Origin of the sequence: Paenibacillus sp. FSL R5-0912 (genome assembly GCF_000758605.1) — a bacterium.
GTDB lineage: Bacteria > Bacillota > Bacilli > Paenibacillales > Paenibacillaceae > Paenibacillus_AQ.
The window spans coordinates 651,447-669,647 of sequence record NZ_CP009282.1 but is presented as its reverse complement, the minus strand read 5'-3'; the positions used below and the strand labels follow the sequence as shown (position 1 = coordinate 669,647).

General features: G+C 51.5%; 17 protein-coding genes. 4 read left to right on the top strand and 13 right to left on the bottom strand.

Translation table 11 applies throughout. The features are described 5' to 3' along the window. Window positions 1-2: 2 nt before the first annotated feature. Complete coding sequence (locus tag R50912_RS02945; RefSeq protein ID WP_039309934.1) at window positions 3-302, bottom strand: hypothetical protein; 300 nt, start codon at window positions 300-302, stop codon at window positions 3-5. Window positions 303-523: 221 nt separating this feature from the next. On the opposite strand from R50912_RS02945, the gene R50912_RS02940 reads away from it, so the two are divergent. Continuing rightward, complete coding sequence (locus R50912_RS02940) at window positions 524-1,003, top strand: GAF domain-containing protein (RefSeq protein ID WP_042232319.1); 480 nt, start codon at window positions 524-526, stop codon at window positions 1,001-1,003. A gap of 140 nt (window positions 1,004-1,143) precedes the next feature. On the opposite strand, the gene R50912_RS02935 is transcribed toward R50912_RS02940, so the two are convergent. The 3 genes from R50912_RS02935 to R50912_RS02925 all read right to left on the bottom strand — a co-directional run bounded on the left by R50912_RS02935 (window position 1,144) and on the right by R50912_RS02925 (window position 5,971). After that, entirely contained in the window at window positions 1,144-3,576 is a 2,433-nt protein-coding gene (locus R50912_RS02935; RefSeq protein WP_042232318.1) for a glycogen/starch/alpha-glucan phosphorylase, read from the bottom strand. A 105-nt stretch (window positions 3,577-3,681) separates the two neighbouring features. Then, entirely contained in the window at window positions 3,682-4,785 is a 1,104-nt protein-coding gene (gene glgD / locus R50912_RS02930) for a glucose-1-phosphate adenylyltransferase subunit GlgD (protein WP_042232315.1), read from the bottom strand. Window positions 4,786-4,807: 22 nt separating this feature from the next. Then, a complete protein-coding gene (locus R50912_RS02925; RefSeq protein WP_042232313.1) occupies window positions 4,808-5,971 on the bottom strand; it encodes a glucose-1-phosphate adenylyltransferase in 1,164 nt (387 codons plus the stop codon). 480 nt (window positions 5,972-6,451) lie between these two features. On the opposite strand from R50912_RS02925, the gene R50912_RS02920 reads away from it, so the two are divergent. From R50912_RS02920 to R50912_RS02910, 3 genes are all read left to right on the top strand, one after another. Next, window positions 6,452-7,138 (top strand): response regulator transcription factor, encoded by a 687-nt coding sequence (locus tag R50912_RS02920; RefSeq protein WP_042232310.1) that lies wholly within the window; start codon window positions 6,452-6,454, stop codon window positions 7,136-7,138. Next, window positions 7,135-8,763 (top strand): sensor histidine kinase, encoded by a 1,629-nt coding sequence (locus R50912_RS02915; protein ID WP_042232309.1) that lies wholly within the window; start codon window positions 7,135-7,137, stop codon window positions 8,761-8,763. Before R50912_RS02920 ends, R50912_RS02915 begins: the two co-directional genes overlap by 4 nt. Window positions 8,764-8,946: 183 nt before the next feature. Then, the gene (locus R50912_RS02910; protein WP_042232307.1) at window positions 8,947-9,513 is read left to right on the top strand and encodes an FAD-dependent oxidoreductase; all 567 of its coding nucleotides are present in this window, start codon (window positions 8,947-8,949) and stop codon (window positions 9,511-9,513) included. Between the two features lie 220 nt (window positions 9,514-9,733). Here R50912_RS02910 and R50912_RS02905 read toward each other — a convergent pair whose 3' ends face one another. The 9 genes from R50912_RS02905 to R50912_RS02865 form a co-directional block, all read right to left on the bottom strand. After that, the gene (locus R50912_RS02905) at window positions 9,734-10,717 is read right to left on the bottom strand and encodes a glycosyltransferase family 2 protein (RefSeq protein ID WP_042232306.1); all 984 of its coding nucleotides are present in this window, start codon (window positions 10,715-10,717) and stop codon (window positions 9,734-9,736) included. 30 nt (window positions 10,718-10,747) lie between these two features. Beyond that, window positions 10,748-12,898 (bottom strand): ArnT family glycosyltransferase, encoded by a 2,151-nt coding sequence (locus R50912_RS02900; protein WP_042232303.1) that lies wholly within the window; start codon window positions 12,896-12,898, stop codon window positions 10,748-10,750. Window positions 12,899-13,150: 252 nt separating this feature from the next. Further along, the gene (locus R50912_RS02895; RefSeq protein ID WP_042232302.1) at window positions 13,151-13,696 is read right to left on the bottom strand and encodes a DUF1697 domain-containing protein; all 546 of its coding nucleotides are present in this window, start codon (window positions 13,694-13,696) and stop codon (window positions 13,151-13,153) included. 25 nt (window positions 13,697-13,721) lie between these two features. Further along, window positions 13,722-14,537: a phosphotransferase family protein gene (locus tag R50912_RS02890; protein WP_042232299.1), complete on the bottom strand. Its 816-nt coding sequence runs from the start codon at window positions 14,535-14,537 to the stop codon at window positions 13,722-13,724. A 16-nt stretch (window positions 14,538-14,553) separates the two neighbouring features. After that, window positions 14,554-14,850, bottom strand: coding sequence for an antibiotic biosynthesis monooxygenase family protein (locus R50912_RS02885; protein WP_042232297.1), 297 nt, complete (start codon window positions 14,848-14,850; stop codon window positions 14,554-14,556). Window positions 14,851-14,865: 15 nt separating this feature from the next. Beyond that, on the bottom strand, window positions 14,866-15,486 hold the full coding sequence (locus R50912_RS02880) for a BTB/POZ domain-containing protein (protein WP_042232296.1): 621 nt from the start codon (window positions 15,484-15,486) through the stop codon (window positions 14,866-14,868). A gap of 228 nt (window positions 15,487-15,714) precedes the next feature. Then, window positions 15,715-16,824, bottom strand: coding sequence for a GerAB/ArcD/ProY family transporter (locus R50912_RS02875; protein WP_042232294.1), 1,110 nt, complete (start codon window positions 16,822-16,824; stop codon window positions 15,715-15,717). A gap of 26 nt (window positions 16,825-16,850) precedes the next feature. Further along, on the bottom strand, window positions 16,851-17,054 hold the full coding sequence (locus R50912_RS35495) for a hypothetical protein (protein WP_042232292.1): 204 nt from the start codon (window positions 17,052-17,054) through the stop codon (window positions 16,851-16,853). A gap of 2 nt (window positions 17,055-17,056) precedes the next feature. Then, on the bottom strand, window positions 17,057-18,193 hold the full coding sequence (locus R50912_RS02865) for a Ger(x)C family spore germination protein (RefSeq protein WP_042232289.1): 1,137 nt from the start codon (window positions 18,191-18,193) through the stop codon (window positions 17,057-17,059). Window positions 18,194-18,201 lie beyond the last annotated feature (8 nt).

Here is an 18,201-nt window from a genome sequence, read left to right as displayed (position 1 = left end):
AATTAACCCGATGTACCCGCAGCCTTAACCGGCTTGAGCACTTCGGTACATAGCACTCCCAGCTTGGCCTGAATCGCTTTGAATTCCTCTATCCCCGTTCCGGTAATGCTGTATGCCTCACCATGAGCCGTGAGAAAGTTCTCCTGGGTCAGCCGTTCCAGCTCCTGTTTCACTTCGCGTTCCGCTACCCGGTACCCCAGATCCTCCAGCTCCGGCTGCATCTCCGTCAGTGTCAGATTCCTCTCATGTGCGAAATATAGCATATGGATTCCAATAAACAAGTTCTGTACGTCGGCGCGCATATTCCACTCCTTCCGGCTATAAGCCTTCGGTATATTTATAAAAGCATTACCCTGCCCGGGGTTGCCGGAAACATCCGACCGGAGATAATTCATACATCTTCCTGATTTTCCACTAACCGGATAAATCCGTTATTGCTTGACGTATTGCGCTCCGCTGTACTATCTTGTTAGTTAACAGTTATGGATTCATACTGACTCAAGGTACAGGAAGGTGATGCTTCATGTTTCAAGCCATGCCTTATGATGGCACCCGCAGCGAACGGTTTGAAGCCGTTCTAAGCCAGCTCGGGGCACTTATGGAGGGCGAGCCCAATGCTATCGCCAACTTATCCAATGCTTCGGCTCTGTTAAAGCTCTCTCTACCGGACACGAATTGGACCGGTTTCTATTTATTTGACGGCAAAGAGCTGGTTCTGGGCCCGTTCCAGGGACTTCCGGCATGCATCCGTATTCCACTTGGCCGTGGCGTATGCGGAACAGCGGCTGCGGAACGCCGTACCCTTGTCGTAGGCGATGTCCATGCCTTTCCGGGGCATATCGCCTGTGATGCTGCCTCGAACAGCGAAATCGTAGTTCCGCTGGTTAAGGAGGATACCCTGTACGGCGTACTGGATATCGACAGCCCGCTCAAACACCGCTTCGACGATGAGGAACGCCGTTTCCTTGAGCGGTTCGCAGCCATGGTATCCGAGGTGCTGTAATTCTCTTCCGCTCCTTAAGCCTGAGCATGAAGAAGCCGCTCCACTGCAGGAATGTCCTGCTGATGGAGCGGCTTCTTCCATGTGGAGAATTAGTACAGGCTGAAGCTCCTACTTGCGGAGATTCAACCTGTAGCTCAGCGTTATACCTGGACCGGATGGATATGCCAGATCTCGGAGGCATAGCGGGCGATCGTATTATCACTGGAGAATTTGCCGGAATGGCCGATGTTGATAATTGACTTCTTAAGCCATTCCTTCTGGTTGCGGTAGGCCAGGTCAATCTTGACATGGGTCTCCACATAACTGGCGAAATCCTTGAGGACGAAGAACTCATCATTATTATCAAGCAGCGACTGGTAGAGCGTATCGAATTCCTGGGTATGAGCGCAGAACGGTCCAGGCACAATCAGCTGATCCAATACTTCCTTCACCCGGCCGTCGCCATTATAGATATCGCGGGCGTGGTAACCGCCGTACTGGTAGTAGTCCATGACCTGCTCTGCCCGGAGACCGAACAGGAACATGTTATTATCTCCCACCATTTCATGCATCTCTACGTTGGCTCCGTCCATTGTCCCGACGGTCAGCGCACCGTTCATCATAAATTTCATGTTCCCTGTACCGGAGGCTTCCTTGCTCGCTGTAGAGATCTGCTCACTCACATCGGCTGCCGGAATAATCTTCTCCGCCAGTGATACCGAATAATTCTCCAGGAAGAAGATGCGGATCTTCCCGTTAATGTCCGGGTCCTTATTCACTACATCAGCCACCGTATTTATCAGCTTAATGATCCGCTTAGCCAGATGATAACTCGGAGCCGCCTTGGCACCAAAGATGAACGTACGCGGTACGATGTTCAGCGAAGGGTTGTCTTTGATCTGATTATACAAATGCATAATGTGCAATACATTCAACAGCTGGCGCTTATACGCATGCAGCCGCTTCACCTGCACATCGAAGATAGAGTCGGGGTCCACCCGGACACCGTGCTTCCCGTAGATGTAGTCAGCCAGATGCAGCTTGTTGCGGCGTTTGATTGCAGCCACCTGCTCCTGGAAGGAGGTATCCTCACTGTATTTGATGAGTCCGATCATCTCCTGCGGCTGATGAATCCAGCGGGTGCCGATCGATTCGCTGATCAGTCCGGCCAACTCAGGATTGGCATGCTGCAGCCACCGGCGGTGTGTGATGCCGTTGGTCTTATTATTGAAGCGGTGCGGATACATCTCATTGAACAGGCGCATCTCACGCTTTTGCAGAATTTCCGTATGCAATGCCGCTACGCCGTTTACGCTGTGGCTGGCCACAATGGCGAGATGCGCCATCCGGACCTGATCATCATGAATGATCGCCATCTGATTGATCCGGTCCTGATCGCCTGGATATTTGCTCATCAGTTCGCCGCAGAAACGGGCATTGATCTCATCAATGATAAGGAAGATGCGCGGAAGCAGCTCCTTAACCATGCCAAGCGGCCATTTCTCCAACGCCTCGCTCAGAATGGTATGGTTCGTATAAGATACCATGCGTGTGGTCATGCTCCAGGCCTGATCCCAGCCAAGACCGTGTACGTCCATCAGGATACGCATCAGCTCGGGGATAACCAGTGTTGGGTGCGTGTCATTAATGTGCAAGGCTACCTTATCAGGCAGGCTGTCGATCGGAGCACCTGTCTTGGCGAAGGTACGGAGAATACTCTGCAGTCCTGCACTACACAGGAAATATTGCTGTTTCAGGCGGAGAAGCTTGCCTTCGTATTGTGAATCGTCCGGATACAGGAATTCAGAGATTGATTCTACGGAGCGCTTGTACTCCAGGAACTTGTGATAATCTGTCCCCCCTAGCGCACCGAATACTCTCGAAGGCTGCGTGATCGACTCTGCACTCCAGTTGCGCAGTGTATTCACATGCCTGCGGTCTGCCCCGATAACAGGAATGTCATACGGAACGGCTCTCACGGCTTCATAGTCCTTATGCTCAAAGAACAGCTCATCGTTCTCCCAGCGGGTATCCACATGTCCCCAGAAATGCACTTCCACCTGTTTGTCTTCACGGCGGACTTCCCACACATTATCATTCTGCAGCCAGTAGTCCGGCAGCTCTACCTGATATCCGTCTACAATCTTCTGCTCGAACAGGCCGTATTTATAGCGGATGCCGCAGCCATGCCCTGCATATTGCAGTGAGGCGAGCGAATCGAGGAAACATGCGGCCAGACGGCCCAGACCGCCATTGCCCAGCCCTGCATCCGCTTCAACCTCCTCGATATCCTGCAGGCAGAAGCCCAGCTCCGAGAGACCTTCACGGACAACCTCCAGCACACCCATATTCAGCAGGTTATTGCCCAGAAGCCTGCCGATCAGAAACTCCATGGAGAAATAATAGACCTGCTTATCCTGATCGATCTTGAACTTCTGATTGGTGTCCGCCCAGTTCTTGCCGGCATTCTCGCGGATCATATTCCCGAGGATATTGTAAATATCGGCGTTTGAAGCTTCCTCCAGCGGTTTGCCTAATTTCCCGATGAGTTTCTCGCGGAACACTTGTTTGAAAGTCTCTTTATCGTTGAACAACAGCAGGTTCCTCCTAACAGATGCTTGTATTTGTGGGAAAATATTGCGTATTACAACACTGGATCAGAAGAACTGCCACACTGCACAGTTCCCCTGATCCAGATATTATATCTTGCTGCTCTTGGCAATGACAAACGGACGTCTGCTGTCTCCGACAAGTATCCGTTCCTTGCTCAGATGCACGTCTTTGTCCATAATGACATTCTCAATTACGGCATTTTCTTCAATTACACATTTCTGCATGATTACTGAATTGATGATTTTGGCTCCCTTGCGGACCTGCACACCGCGGAAGATCACGCTGTTCTCTACAGTTCCGGCAATAATACAGCCGTTAGCTATAAGTGAATTGCTGACTGAAGCGCTATCCAGATAACGGGTAGGGGCTTCATATTTAATCTTGGTCTGGACCGGACTCTCTTTGAACAGGCCGAAATAGTTCTCCTGCTTCAGCAGCTCCAGGCTGTTCTTGTAGTAGCTCTCCAGCGAATTGATAACGGAATGATAACCCGTGTATTCATATGCGGCAATCTTGAACTTGTGGCGGTTCTTCTGAATGGCATCGCGGAAGAAATAGCTCTCGCCATGGGCGATGCAATGCTCCACCTGCTCCAGGAACAGCTTCTTCTCCATAATAAAAATATCCAGATATACATTGGGATGATGCTTCTCATGGTGAATATTCGTTACTGTATGGTCTTCATTTACCTCAACCCGCAGGCAGGGATCATGCTCCGGCTGGAGCTCATCAATCTGTTTATAGACCATAGTCACATCAGCGCCTTGCTCCAGATGGAATTGGTATACCTCCTGCAGATCAACTGTGTTAATATGCTGGCTGCCGGAGAACACAATATACTTCGCAGAAGCCCGTTTGAAGAAATCCAGATTGTTATGATAATGCTGCAGGTCGCCAAGGGACGTGTCCGTGGGATCATTCCAGTCCGGAGGCAGAATGAACAAGCCACCGTGCTTACGGTTCATGTCCCAAGATTTCCCGTCGCCGAGATGGTCCATCAGCGAGCGGTACTTGCGGCGGACAAACAGTCCCACGCTCTCCAGCTCCGCACGCATCATGTTGGACAAGACGAAATCGATCAGTCGGTAGCGGCTGGCGAACGGGACCGCTGCCCCGCAGCGGAAATAGGTCAGTTCATTTAAATTATCCAGTTCATGGTCCAGATTGATTACGCCCATAAGCTCTTTCATCGGTATCCCCCGCCCTCTGTGGTTATATGGTTTTGGCTGCTACGGATTTGTTTTTTTTGCTGCGTTTGTCAATCAGCAGAATTTCGTCCTCATTCTCCCGGTTGACGCCGATTTCCATATAATCCTCAATGACTGTGCTCTCACTGATGATGGCTTTGTGGATTCTTACATTCTTGCCGATCTTCACCTTAGGCATAATTACAGAATCCGTAATCACGCTGCCTTCGCCCACTTCTACCCCATAGAACAGTACCGAATGCTTAACCTCGCCGTATACAATGCAGCCTTCGTTAATAATGCAGCTGGACACCTTGGCTCCCGGTGCAACATATTGTGCCGGCTGATTCGGATTACGGGTGAAGATTCTCCAGCTGGTATCATTCAGGTTCAGCGGAGGAGTGTCACTAAGGAGATCCATATTCGCTTCCCACAGGCTGTCTACAGTACCGACATCTCTCCAGTAGCCTTCGAAAGGATAAGCATACAGGGACTCTCCGTCATTCAGCATCAGCGGAATGATGTCCTTCCCGAAGTCATGGGACGAGCCGGCGTTCTCCCCGTCCTCAAGCAGATGCTTGCGAAGAACATCCCATTTAAAAATATATACACCCATAGAAGCAAGTGTGCTCTTAGGTTTGGCAGGCTTCTCATCAAACTCGTAAATCTTGAGATCGTCTTCCGTATTCAGTATGCCGAAGCGGCTCGCTTCCTCCAAGGGCACGTCAATGACCGAGATGGTGCAGTCGGCGTTCTTAGATTTGTGGTACTGCAGCATAGCATGATAATCCATCTTGTAAATATGGTCACCGGACAGAATCAGTACATGCTCCGGATCAAATTGATCAACAAACTTAAGATTGCGGTAAATCGCATCAGCCGTGCCCCGGTACCAGCTGCTTCCATTCTCCCGTTCATGCGGTGGCAATACAAACACCCCGCCGTCCTTGCGGTTCAAATCCCAGTCACTGCCGACTCCAATATACGAATGCAGCACCAGCGGTTCATACTGTGTCAGCACACCCACTGTGTCGATACCTGAATTCGAGCAATTACTTAAAGGAAAGTCGATAATGCGGTAGGTTCCTCCGAAATAAACAGCCGGTTTGGCAATCGATTTGGTTAATCCCTTCAATCTTTTTCCTTGGCCTCCCGCCAATAGCATGGCTACCATCTCTTTTTTCTTCATGGAAGAGCCTCCTTGACTTATGGGTAATGAAGCATGTAATAAATAGGTTGAATGATTGGTGCGGTGTAGTGTAGATCCCACCTTGAAACCCAAAAAGAATTGAAGCGGAAAGAAGCAAACCATAAGAAATGCGTGTGACAGGAATGAATAAGATTTAAAACGGGGGAGGAAACAGAGAATCGGGACAAGCTACCGGTTTAGCAGAAAAAAACGCTCAAAACCGGGATTGTATCCTTATTGTAAAGTGTTCTCTACCCGCCGTCAAAACCCTTTATTGTCCGCTTCAAAAACTTTTAATTTCTAACTATAATCCTTATTAATAACATTAATATTTCCGTATAATTAGTTTAACCATTATGATTAACCATGAACGACAATTCTGAATCCAATCTTTGGCTCCAATGACCTATTTTCAGCAAACGTTCAACGGATAGCGTCATACTATGGACACTATAATCACTGAATATGGAGGAAATGCTAATGAAAGCAGCGCAAGGCGTCCGATTGCTCCTGGTGGATGATGAGCCTCATATCCTCCAGTTTCTTGAACTGGGATTAATGAACGAAGGATTTGAAGTACAGACTGCGCCGGATGGTGCAGGTGCAATCGCTGCAGCCGCAGAGTTCAAGCCGCATGTCGTGATTCTCGATGTCATGATGCCCGGCATGGACGGCTTCGAGGTCGTCCGCTATCTCCGTTCAGAGGAAACGGAGGTGGCTGTGATCATGCTTACCGCCAAGGATGAAGTGGATGACCGGGTTAAAGGCCTGTCTATCGGTGCGGATGATTATATGGTCAAGCCCTTCAGCTTCGACGAGCTGCTGGCCAGGATTCAGGCCCGCCTGCGCAACCAGTTCCCGGGACTGCTCGGCGAGGTGCGCTGCGGCCCCTTCCGGATTGACGGCCGGCGCAAGGAAATCCGCCACAAGGAGGAGGTGCTGGAGCTCTCGCCCACAGAATATGAGCTGCTGCAATATCTGGTTATTAACCACGGGCTGGTGCTGAGTAAACCCATGATTCTGGACAAGGTGTGGGGATATGATTTCGGCGGTGAGGAAAACATCGTTGAGGTCTACATCCGTTCCCTCCGGGAGAAGCTTGGTGACAAGGATCACCGGATTATCCGCACCTTGCGCGGCGCGGGATACCGGGTGGACCTTGTATGATTGCCCGGACCCGGGGCTTCTTCAGCAAACTGCAGGCACCGCGATCCCTCCGCAAACAGCTGCTGGCCACCTCGCTGTTAATCCTGTCCGTATTGCTGATTCTGATCGGGGTACTCCAGTATGCTCTGATGCGGAATTTCATTTACAGCAACCGCGCGGAAGCTATGGAAACCCAGATGCGCTCCGTGCCGCGCGAATTCTATTACATTAATCTTAATAATCCTGCGGGAAATGCAGCAGATCTAAACGACAGTGCGGGGGGCAATTTTCCTGGCGGAGCTGTAAGCGGAACAATAAGCCCGGGTAACCCTCTCCAAAGCGGGAATCCTGGCGGGGCTGACAGCGCCGGGAATAACGCCAACTTGGGCCCTGGCAACAAGCGGTTCTACGCAGACCGCCGCCCGCTGCTGCTTGATGCCCATACTACGATAGCCATATACAGCTCAGACGGCACCTTCAAGGATCTGCAGGAAGAAACCCTGTCTGCTTCAGCAGCACCAAGAATGAGCAACGGGGAATATAACAGCCTGCTGAAGCAGGCATCCGATAAGGCTACCGGGAAATACAGGCTGATTACGGCAGCAGACGGCAACGAGCATCTGGCTGTCTTCATGAACCTCGGCAGACCGGGTACTACTAAAATGCTGCTGCAAATGAGCGTGGAAACCGGGCCGCTGAGAGATGTAATTATGCAGCAGCTGCTTATTTTTGGCGCGTTATCGGTAGTCGCACTGCTGGCCGGACTGTTCCTGTACCTGCCCGCACTGCGCAAAACGCTGATTCCCTTGTCCAATATGGGGGAATCCGCCCAAAGCATCGACGCCGGCAATCTCGATGTGCGCTTCCCTGTAGAGCAGGGTCAGCTTGAGGTCGACAAGCTCTCCCAGTCCTTCAACGGAATGCTGGAGCGCCTGGAAATTTCTTTTCACAATGAACGTGAGGCCAAAGAACAGATGCGCCGGTTCGCGGCAGATGCCTCCCACGAGCTAAGAACTCCGCTGACCTCAATATACGGGTTCCTGGAGGTACTGCTCCGGGGAGCGGCCGATAACCGGGATCAGCTCTATAGCGCACTCAACAGCATGCATGGAGAGGCCAAACGCATCAACAAACTGGTGGAGGATCTGCTGCTGCTTGCCCGTATGGATGGTGCTCCGCAGCTGCGGGTCAAGAATCTGCTGCTCGGTGAGATGATTGACGAGATGCAGCCGCAGCTGCGGGTACTGGCCGGTAAGCGCGAGGTGAACTTCGATATTTCTTATGGCGTGAGCGGCCCTGTTGATGCTGACAAAATAAAGCAGGTTATTCTTAATCTATTCCATAACGCCGTGCAGCATACGGATGCGGAATCCGGAGCGATACAAGTCTCGCTGCATGCCAGAGGAACAGTGGCTGTTCTGACTGTGAAGGACAACGGCTCCGGTATCGCTGCCGGACATCTCCCGCATGTCTTCGACCGGTTCTACCGCAGTGATTCTTCCCGCACCAGAAAATACGGCGGCTCGGGGCTCGGATTATCCATTACCAAGTCTATCGTGGAGGCGCATCAAGGAGAGATTACTGTAACCAGCACTCCTGGTGAATTCACAATCTTCCAAGTCTCTCTCCCCTGCCTGCCGGATTAGCTAATGACCTGTAATTAACGATATAATAGTTAGCAGAAGAAAGGGCCGCCCTCATAGAATGCTTCATCAAGATCATTCATAGAGGCTAGGCTAGCAAACTTAAGCTTAAGCTTCCGAAGTGAGTTTTGTCGGAAGGATTTCACTGAAGCTAAGCTACTAACAAAACTTTTAGGAGGTTACATCATGTACGAAATCGCTATTATCGGCGCCGGTCCTGCCGGGGCAAGTGCCGCATTGTTCGCCGCCAAGGCGGGCAAAAAAACACTGTTGATCGACAATGACAAAGGCATGACCCGCAGAGGCTGGTATGAGAACTTTTACGGAATCAGCGAAATCGGCGGACCCGACCTTGTGGAGACCGGACATAAGCAGGCCGTGAAATTCGGAGCTGAACTCGTAGCCGAGCAGGCAACCGGACTGAGCGCAAGCGGTGAAGGCTTCGTAATCGAGACCGAGAGCGGCGCTACCTATGAGGCCAAGCATGTTATTCTGGCTACAGGGGTTCTGACTGATCTGGCTGCCAAGGCCGGAGTGGAAACCAAGGATGGCACGGAGCCAAGAATCAAGACGGTTATTGCAGCTACTGCAGAAGGCAAAACGAACATTGACGGCATCTGGGCAGCAGGAACAGTTGCCGGTGTAAGTGTGCACGCAATTATTACTGCCGGAGACGGGGCCAAGGTTGCGGTTAATATTATCAGTGAGCTGAACGGCGCGCGGTATGTTGATCATGACTTGCTAAAGGCTTAATTCACGCAGACTATTAAGAATCCCATTAAACAATGCCTAAACGACCCGCCTTTCATCCATGGATGAGGGGCGGGTCGGATTCTTGAGCCGGGTGCCATAACGGGGCGTTGAGCCTTAGAGGCTTGGGGGTTAACGAGAATGCTCCAGAGTTCAGCCGCAGCAAAAAGCTGCTCGGGCCGATCACGGCTCGCTTGCCGTGATCGGCCCGAGCAGCCTTCAATTATTTGTCAAGATGGGCTACTCTGTGCTTCTGCGTATTTTGCTGCGGTCTGCCGCCGTAGAACTCCTGTACAATGTAAAGCGGACGTCCCTTGGATTCATCATAGATCCGGCCGACATACTCGCCCAGCACGCCCAGCATAATTAGCACAAAGCCGTTAAAGGTTAGTGTAATGCCGATCATCGACGCCCACCCTTTAACGGCCGCGTCCGTAAAGAGCGCCAGGTAGAGCACATACATAAGGTACAAAAAGCCGGATGCGGACAGCAGGGCTCCGAGATAGCCCGCCAGCTTCAGCGGTTTATACGAGAAGGATGTAATACCGTCCAGCGACAGCTTAATCATGCGCTTCAGCGGATATTTGGTTTCTCCGGCCAAACGTTCCTCCCGCTCGTATTCGAGCGCCTTCTGGCGAAAGCCCACCCAGCTTACCAGTCCGCGGACAAAACGGTTTTTCTCCGGCAGACGCTTCAGCTCATCGCAGACCTTGCGGTCAATGAGGCGGAAATCGCCGGTATCTACCGGGATAGAGATATCTGTTGAATAACGGAGCACCCGGTAGAAGAGGGCTGCTGTCCACTTTTTGAACAGCGATTCCCCGTTTCGTTTGATGCGTTTGGCGTATACGACCTCATAGCCTTTTTTCCATTCGGCAATCATATCGAGGATCAGTTCGGGCGGGTCCTGCAGATCCGCATCAATAATGACAACGGCATCGCCCAGGGAGTAATCCATACCTGCAGTGATGGCGATCTGGTGGCCGAAATTACGGGACAAATCAATCAGCTTGACACTTTCATCCCAATAGCTGTACTCCTCGATCATCTGCGCACAGTTGTCTGTACTTCCGTCATTGACGAAGAGCAGCTCATAGGACTCACCAGTAGCTCCCATCACTTTCTTGATCCGCCGGTACGTCTCCTGAATCACTTCCTCTTCATTGAACATCGGTATAATTATGGAATAGCGTACTTTGGTGCTCATGGGCAGCTCCTCCTCAAATGATGTAGTAACTTAATTAAGGGTTACTTCGTATAATGTTCCGCCATTGCCGCCAGTCTGTGTTCCCTGCCAGTCTGCGGAAGGAACCTCAGTCCCGTTATCAGTGATCCAGGAAGTAATTTCAGAGCTGCCGCCTCCGCGTCCTCCGCCCATACCGCCGCTGGATACCAGGAAGTACTTCACTTGACCGCTCTCCACCAATGCCTTCAGTGAATCTGTTGTATACGGTACATCCGAGGCGTTGAATCCGTTAAGGATAACCACTGACTCGCCTTCGTCGATAATATAAGCACCAGCTGTTCCATAATCCATCGCTGCGAACAGGTATTTCTCACCGGTGTTATGTTCCTTGAGATAAGCCAGCAGATTCTCATTAATTCCTGTAGCACTATTCCTGCCGCCCATACCGCCAAAGCCGCTGCTGTCCGGGCCGGCTGCCGGAGTCATGCTGTTATTGCCGTATATGATCGGTGTAAACGCCCAGTAGAGCGGGCCAATCAGCAGCACGAGAAGTCCTGTTACAGCCGCGGCATGCACCAGAGACTGCTTAACTATGGTGCCTTTCAGCATCCGCAGGATCACCAGCAGTACCGATACTGCAACGCCCGCTGCCAGAACACCGGTAGACCAGCCGCTGCCGATGGTATCGTCATAAGGATGTATGATATACACCTCAAGTACCGTGGTAGCAAGTACCGCTGCGGGAAGCAGCCAGGACAGCCTGGTCGCACGTTCCTTGTAATAGCTCCAGAGCTGCGACCAGCCTGCACCTGCCAGCGCCGCAACCGGCGGAGCCATCATGATCAGATAGTATTGGTGGAAGAATCCTGCGATACTGAAGAATCCCATCACCGGCACCAGCCAGGCGAGCCAGAACAAGGCCTCCTTATGCTTCCGGGTGAAGTTCTTGCGGCGAAGGCTGGCAAAAATTCCGATGCAGCCAAACAACACGAACGGCAGCAGCCAGCTGGCTTGACCGGATAATTCGGATTGGAACAACCGCAGCGGGCCGGCTGTACCTGTGTTGAACATCCCGCCTCCGCCATTCATTCCGCCTGGGCCGCCTGGGCCGCCTTGACCGCCGGCACCGCCGTCAAACCCGGGACCACCTCCTTCAAACCCTCTTCCGCCACCTTGTCCCTGCATTCCGCCATCCTGTCCGGCAGCCGGCTCCCGGCTTCCGTCGCCTTGGCCTGGGGCGGCTCCATTGTTGCCACGGCCCTGATCATCCCCGGCCGCAGAATCCTGGCTCTGCACCTGTTCTTGCCCGGCAGCAGCCCACGAACCGCCGGCTCCATTCATTGCCGGCATTTCACTGCCAAATCCAGGCATCTCCCCATTCATTGCTGGCATTCCGCCACCGCCAGTCCCTCGGTCACCGGTCAAACGGGAAACACCGTTATATCCAAAGGCCAGATTGAGTACAGAGTTGGTTCCGCTGCTTCCGATATAAGGACGTTTGTCCGCAGGAATGGAATCTACGACTACTGCCCATGAGAGCGAAACGGCCAGCAGCACTGCGGTGCAGGCTGCCAAAGTGCCTGTTTTCTTCTTCCAGTTGACCTTGGCCGCCAAGATATAGAACAGATAGAATGCCGGAACGACCATATAAGCCTGCAGCATCTTCTCATTGAAGGCTACACCAATCAGCCCGAATGCAGCGAGCAAGCTGCCCATCCTGTGCATTCTGATGCCTCTGAACAGAAACCATGCCCCCAGCAGCAAAGTAAACACCAGCAGCGCGTCAATATTGTTCGTGCGGCTTACCGCCGCTGCTACCGGTGTAGCCGCCATAGCCAGCGCCGCGAGCCGTGCCGCTGCCCGGCCGAAGGTAGGCTTCACAAGCAGATAGACAATGAATACAGAGCCTACACCGCCCAGTGCCTGCGGCAGTATGACACTCCAGCCATGCAGGCCAAAGATCAGCGCGCTTAATGTCTGCAGCCAGAACGTTACCGGCGGCTTATCGACAGTCACTGACCCTGCCGAGTCAAGGGAGGCGAAGAAGAAATTATGGAAGCTCTGCAGCATGCTCCCTACTGCGGTAGTGTAGTACGTATTGACATATTGATCATTCCAGATTCCATACCCGTACAGAACCGCCGCCAGCAGCAGAATACCCAGCAATACAACGTCTGAACCCAGCCTTTTCAGTAATTTCATTGATTCATCCACTCCCATCCGTTCTTCTTGACATCCGGTAAGACGCCTTGTTGACCGGCCTTATCTTTGTATAGGTGTATTATTGCATCCTTACCTTAACTCATAATGAAATCAGGCTGAATGTTTGCTGAAACACTGGCCTAATACAAATGAACGGCAAACAGCCCCGCTTCGCCGTCCATGCTTCAGGAGCGGCACCGTAATAACGGAAGCGGGGTTATAAAATAAAGCACAAAGTGCGAAATCCTCAAGCTACGGCTTGCGGGCCAATGCTGTCACCTTACCAAGGGTATTCCAGTTGCGTGCGGTGAGGGTTGTGCCCAGCAGTCTGTCGAACTGTACTTTGAAGAGCGGCGATTCACTTACACTCACCTCATAGTAGGTGTACATTTCTTTACCGACCACCCGCACCCTGTCCGCTCCATCCTCATAGGGACGAATCATCTCCAGCGCCTCAGCCGAAGGCTCAGCGTCCAGAAACGAAACGTACAGACGTTTGAATTCCTCCGGCTCCGTCAGCGGGAAAGGATTGCCGGCAATGACCGCTTCCAGTTCCTCCAGGGAACGGATGATCACGGGCACCCCGAATCCGAAGGTCTCCTGAATGCGCTGGCTGATCACCTCAGAGAGCCGGATGGCGGAAGACTCTTCACTCTCAAATACAACATTTCCGCTCTGGATATAAGTCCGTACATTCTCATACTGGAGCTCTGCGAACATTGCCTTAAGCTCCTGCATTTTGATCAACTTGTTGCCGCCGACATTAATCCCGCGCAGCAGTGCAATGTATGTACTCATAAGCGTACCTGCTTTCTCTTGAAGATTATTGGGCGGGCGGCATTGCTCTCAGGCGTTTGCGGATTTCGCGGACCAGTTGCTCCTTCTCAGGTACCGGAAGCCACTCTACCAGCCGTGCGGCCGCTACCGGCAGTATCCAAGCTTCAATGTCTGCCAGGGATAGCCCTGATAGTCTCACATATTCACGGGTATATTGACTCGTCATCCGCTTTCTGGCGAAGCCTAAGAACATTTTGGTGAACAAAGAGGCATGTTTAGGCATGGCACCTATACTGAACATGACTACGGACCGCGCAGCATCTGCCGCAGGATTTCCCGAAACGGCAGTCATCCAGTCAATGACCCACAGCTGCCCGTCCATCAGCACATTGTCCGGATGGAAATCCCCATGACAAAGCTTGTTCCCGTCCGGAAGCAGCTCCAGCTGAGATAGAATAGGTGCCTTCTCTTCCATATTAAGCATAGGTGCAGCAATAACATTCTGCTTCAGCCGCTGTTTCTGTTCTCCAGCTTCACCCGGGCCTGCAAGCTGATGGAGGCTGTAATGAAGAGCCGCCATCTGCCTCGCGTAGCTGGAGATTAGCCAAGGTTTGGCACCCATCAGCTTCAGCAGCGAAGGACCATGGATCTGCTGGAACACAATTCCCTTCCTGCCCTCTTCCGCAACAAGCTCAACCGGCTGCGGGGTACGCACTCCCTGTTCAAAGACATATGTACTGATGTCGTATTCCCAGTCCACATGATGCTCCGGAACCTCATCCAGGTAGAGCTTAAGAATCCTTCCTTCGCCATACTCCATGACTTCCGCAGTCCGGCCTTTTCCAATTATTTTCCCCAGCATCCGCTCTTCCTTTCCTCTAGTCCAGATTGATCCGGGTATAATGCTCCACTACCGGGAAAGGGCTGTAGTAATGATGCAGCAGCGCTTTCCACTCCTGATACTGGGCCGATTCTCTGAATCCCACCGTGTGATCCTCCAGGCTGCGCCATCTGACAATCAGCAGATATTTATGGTCATCCTCCATACAGTGCTGGAGCTCATGCCCCAAATAACCATCAATCGAGGCAATCAGCGGAGAGGCCTCCTTGAAGCTCTGTTCAAACTGCCGGGTCAGTCCCGGCTTCACCTGCAGCATTGCCGCTTCTGTAATCATGTTTTTATCTCTCCCTTAAAGTGAATCGCGGAAAAACTCATGATAGAAATTAATAATGACCAGCAGTACGGCCAGCGATTCATTGACACTGCCCACTTCCAGAGAATGGTTAGCGTCATCAATTCTGTACACCCGTACCTGCTTCAAGCCGCTGAGCTCGGTGGAATGCTGCTCGGTGAACATCGGGTCACTCCCGCCGTAAATAACGCTGCCCCGGCTCTGCTTAATGTAAGGGATACTTTCAGCTACCGGAGTAAGGAACAGCTGGGATATCTTCTCCCCCATTCCCGTCTCTGAAGCCACCTTACCGGCGATAACGGTCCCCATGCTCTTGCTGATGAACAGCAGCTGCTCATACTCCGGAAGCGAAGCAAGTGCCACCTTGCATTCTTCTGCGACAATATCGATCTCTTCACGTTTGAAGGCCATCCGTGCACTTTGGTATCCATATTCCAGCAGCAGCAGATCACAGCCGTATTCACGGGCCAGCTTGCCTGCATATTCCAGCAGGGGCCGCTCGGCAGAATAATTCTGTCCCGGAAATACCACGACCAGCGCTTTGGAGCCTTGCACAACATACTTATGTCTGACCTCCCTGCCCCAATGCGAGGACATTACGATGCTGGACACACTCATCTATTCTCACGCCTTTCGTTAACCTGTTGTATAGAGGCGGTCGCTTCCGCTCCTGCAGTTCCAAAATCCCCCTCTGATTCTCAAACGTTAGTCTCTGCCTCTCATTATAGCTAAATTCTAAATCATTGGACATTAAATAGCCCCACAATGTGGGACTAAGGGTAATAACGCCTAAGTTAAGTATCTTATCTCAAAACGTGTTAAACGTTGTTCTTCAGCGCTTGCGGGCTACTGCTGCCGGGAAGCCGCAAGCCTGCGCCCCTTTCCCCGGGAGAGAATCTCCGCAGTAATCCATAGAATTACAGGAATAACTACCTGGAACGGGAGTGCGTATATCTTATAGATATGATACGCAAAATACTGCATATCCATAATATCCGTGTAAATGAAATCGGATAGATAGACCATGATAAGTCCCATCTGCAGCACCACCGACCGGTAGCTCTTCAATTTGAAAACTCTGGCCAAGCCAATACAGGTGACGTACAGGCAAAGACTGACTTTAATGAACATCGTGGTTACAAATACTATGGCCCCCGAGCCCTCAATTCTGGTCAGGAAATCGCCAATGTTAATTCTGCTGATAGCCACATACGAGGGAAAATACAGACTTGACATAATATCAGGACCCAGCACCAGTAAATTACGGAAAGTAATTATAATTATAGTTATTCCCGCAATCAGTGTTCCGCTTACAAGCACCCGTCTGGCGGAGCCTTTGGCAGGCAGCACATTGAAGGCGCCCAGAAAGACCACAATCTCGGCAAATGGAAACGTAAATGCTCCTGCTGCATCTCCAAAGACAGGCCTCCATCCGCGGTCCAGCAGCGGCAAAAGATGATGGAACTCAAATTTAGGAACCGAAAGGAACTGGATCAGTATAATCACCATGTAACTAAACAGCAGCAGGAATTTAGCGCTTCTGCCGATCACCTCTATTCCTGCAATGACTACCCAGACGCATAGCAGTCCGATCATTAGCATAGGAGCGATCATCGGCGTTGAGGTTAAGGCAACCGTCTTGCTGAATTCCCCGAAATTCCGCAGCACAAGCGCCCCCAGATGCAGCGCGTAGAAGATGTACAGGCAGGAACCCAGCCGGCCAACAATAGGACCGAATACTTCGATCAGCATATCAAACAGATTCTTACCCGGAAACAGGACATGAAGCCTCGCGTAGATGAGCATGAGCGGCACAGCCAGTATTATGGCTATAATCAGGGCAATCCAGCTGCTGCTGCCGGACTGCCCGGCCACGCCCATGAATAATGAACTACCCATAATAAACTGTACGGTTATGCTAATGGCCTGGCCCGCTGGTATGATCTCTTTGCTCATGTGATCTCCTCCTTCTGGAGCGTGCTTCAGTACAGTTTTTTTATCAGATTTACGATAACCGGTGATGGACTGGGGATCTCCCAATGCATCGCGAGCGCGAAGGCCAGAGAGAAGGATATCAGGCACAGCACGGAGCATACGTAGAAATCACGTTTCATCCCCCGCTTTAGCAGCCCGTAAGGGTCAAGTACAGCAATAACCGAATAGATGACTATAAGGTAGATAGCCATGGCTAATCCCCCCGCTTGATGGCCCGCTTGGTTTTGGCACTGCTCTCTATGGTAACTTTTGAACGGACTGTCACATCCACCTGGACGAACTCTTCCGGCCATTGCCCCTTAATCTCAGCCCATAATTTGGGATGATACGCATGTATCACTTCACCAAAGCCAAAGATATCGGCCCCGTACTCCTGCTGCACCTTGTGGATTACAGCGAGGATATTCGTCTGAAGCTGCTCACTAGCCCTCGCTTCAATATCCTGGGTCGTCTCATCCTTCTGGAAGCCTTCATGTGTCATCACTTCATCCAGCCCCACTTGGGTATCTGTATGAATTTGCATCAGCACCTTACCCTCGACGATTCTAGGCTTCAGCTTGGTCCGGCTTCCTAAGATCTCCAGAGAGTACGAAGGGATTCCGTCTTTATTACCCACCTCCAGCACTCCTCCTTGTATCTTATTCTTTACAAACAGTGCGCTCTTCGTCTCATCACCGTTCAGACTTCCTACCATTCTATCCTTCTTGAATATGGCGGTGCCGTCCACGCGTTCGGTCTTCTTCCCGTTCTCATCATGAATGCTGATAATGGGAGCTATGGCGCTTTTGCCCACTGTCTCTAACTTATCAATGAAATCCCATATTTCTACAACGGGTGCTGAGCCGACATGCTTCTCGTCCCGCATCATCTGGGCCAATTCAAACGACAGCACGGTCTGCGTCGCTTTATTCAAATCCAGCACCTCATGTGCTGTTTTCTCGCCCGAGACAAATATGAATACATCTGACCGGGTTTCCGTATCTCTGCTGTACCAGTCCAACGCTTTAATTAGGCCGTCTCGGGCAATCTCTTTACTGACGATAATGCTCTTCGAATGGCTCCAGAATAGCTTCTTGCCAGTCAAGGAAATCATATTGCGGACAATTTCGAACATGGTATCACCGCTGAGACTTAACATCCTGAATCCGGACTGATTCCTGTCCTTTCCGCCAGTGGTATCAACTATCTCTGCTGTAAGCTGCAGCTTCCCGTCCTCCTTGTTCTTGTCAATCGCTACTCCAGCTACAATGGCCATATCATCAACCTCAGTATAATTCCAGCACCCGGTGATGCTCAGCAGCAGCAGCAGCGAGATCTGAACAGACAGCATTCTGCGCA

Excerpts from the sequence above, each read along its gene's own strand:
- R50912_RS02925 (WP_042232313.1), bottom strand. The coding sequence starts at position 5,971 with ATGAAGAAAAAAGAGATGGTAGCCATGCTATTGGCGGGAGGCCAAGGA.
- R50912_RS02890 (WP_042232299.1), bottom strand. The coding sequence starts at position 14,537 with ATGCTGGGGAAAATAATTGGAAAAGGCCGGACTGCGGAAGTCATGGAG.
- R50912_RS02880 (WP_042232296.1), bottom strand. The coding sequence starts at position 15,486 with ATGAGTGTGTCCAGCATCGTAATGTCCTCGCATTGGGGCAGGGAGGTC.
- R50912_RS02905 (WP_042232306.1), bottom strand. The coding sequence starts at position 10,717 with ATGAGCACCAAAGTACGCTATTCCATAATTATACCGATGTTCAATGAA.
- R50912_RS02895 (WP_042232302.1), bottom strand. The coding sequence starts at position 13,696 with ATGAGTACATACATTGCACTGCTGCGCGGGATTAATGTCGGCGGCAAC.
- R50912_RS02900 (WP_042232303.1), bottom strand. The coding sequence starts at position 12,898 with ATGAAATTACTGAAAAGGCTGGGTTCAGACGTTGTATTGCTGGGTATT.
- R50912_RS02865 (WP_042232289.1), bottom strand. The coding sequence starts at position 18,193 with ATGCTGTCTGTTCAGATCTCGCTGCTGCTGCTGCTGAGCATCACCGGG.
- R50912_RS02945 (WP_039309934.1), bottom strand. The coding sequence starts at position 302 with ATGCGCGCCGACGTACAGAACTTGTTTATTGGAATCCATATGCTATAT.
- R50912_RS35495 (WP_042232292.1), bottom strand. The coding sequence starts at position 17,054 with ATGGCTATCTACCTTATAGTCATCTATTCGGTTATTGCTGTACTTGAC.
- R50912_RS02910 (WP_042232307.1), top strand. The coding sequence starts at position 8,947 with ATGTACGAAATCGCTATTATCGGCGCCGGTCCTGCCGGGGCAAGTGCC.
- R50912_RS02920 (WP_042232310.1), top strand. The coding sequence starts at position 6,452 with ATGAAAGCAGCGCAAGGCGTCCGATTGCTCCTGGTGGATGATGAGCCT.
- R50912_RS02915 (WP_042232309.1), top strand. The coding sequence starts at position 7,135 with ATGATTGCCCGGACCCGGGGCTTCTTCAGCAAACTGCAGGCACCGCGA.
- R50912_RS02940 (WP_042232319.1), top strand. The coding sequence starts at position 524 with ATGTTTCAAGCCATGCCTTATGATGGCACCCGCAGCGAACGGTTTGAA.
- glgD (WP_042232315.1), bottom strand. The coding sequence starts at position 4,785 with ATGAAAGAGCTTATGGGCGTAATCAATCTGGACCATGAACTGGATAAT.
- R50912_RS02885 (WP_042232297.1), bottom strand. The coding sequence starts at position 14,850 with ATGATTACAGAAGCGGCAATGCTGCAGGTGAAGCCGGGACTGACCCGG.
- R50912_RS02875 (WP_042232294.1), bottom strand. The coding sequence starts at position 16,824 with ATGAGCAAAGAGATCATACCAGCGGGCCAGGCCATTAGCATAACCGTA.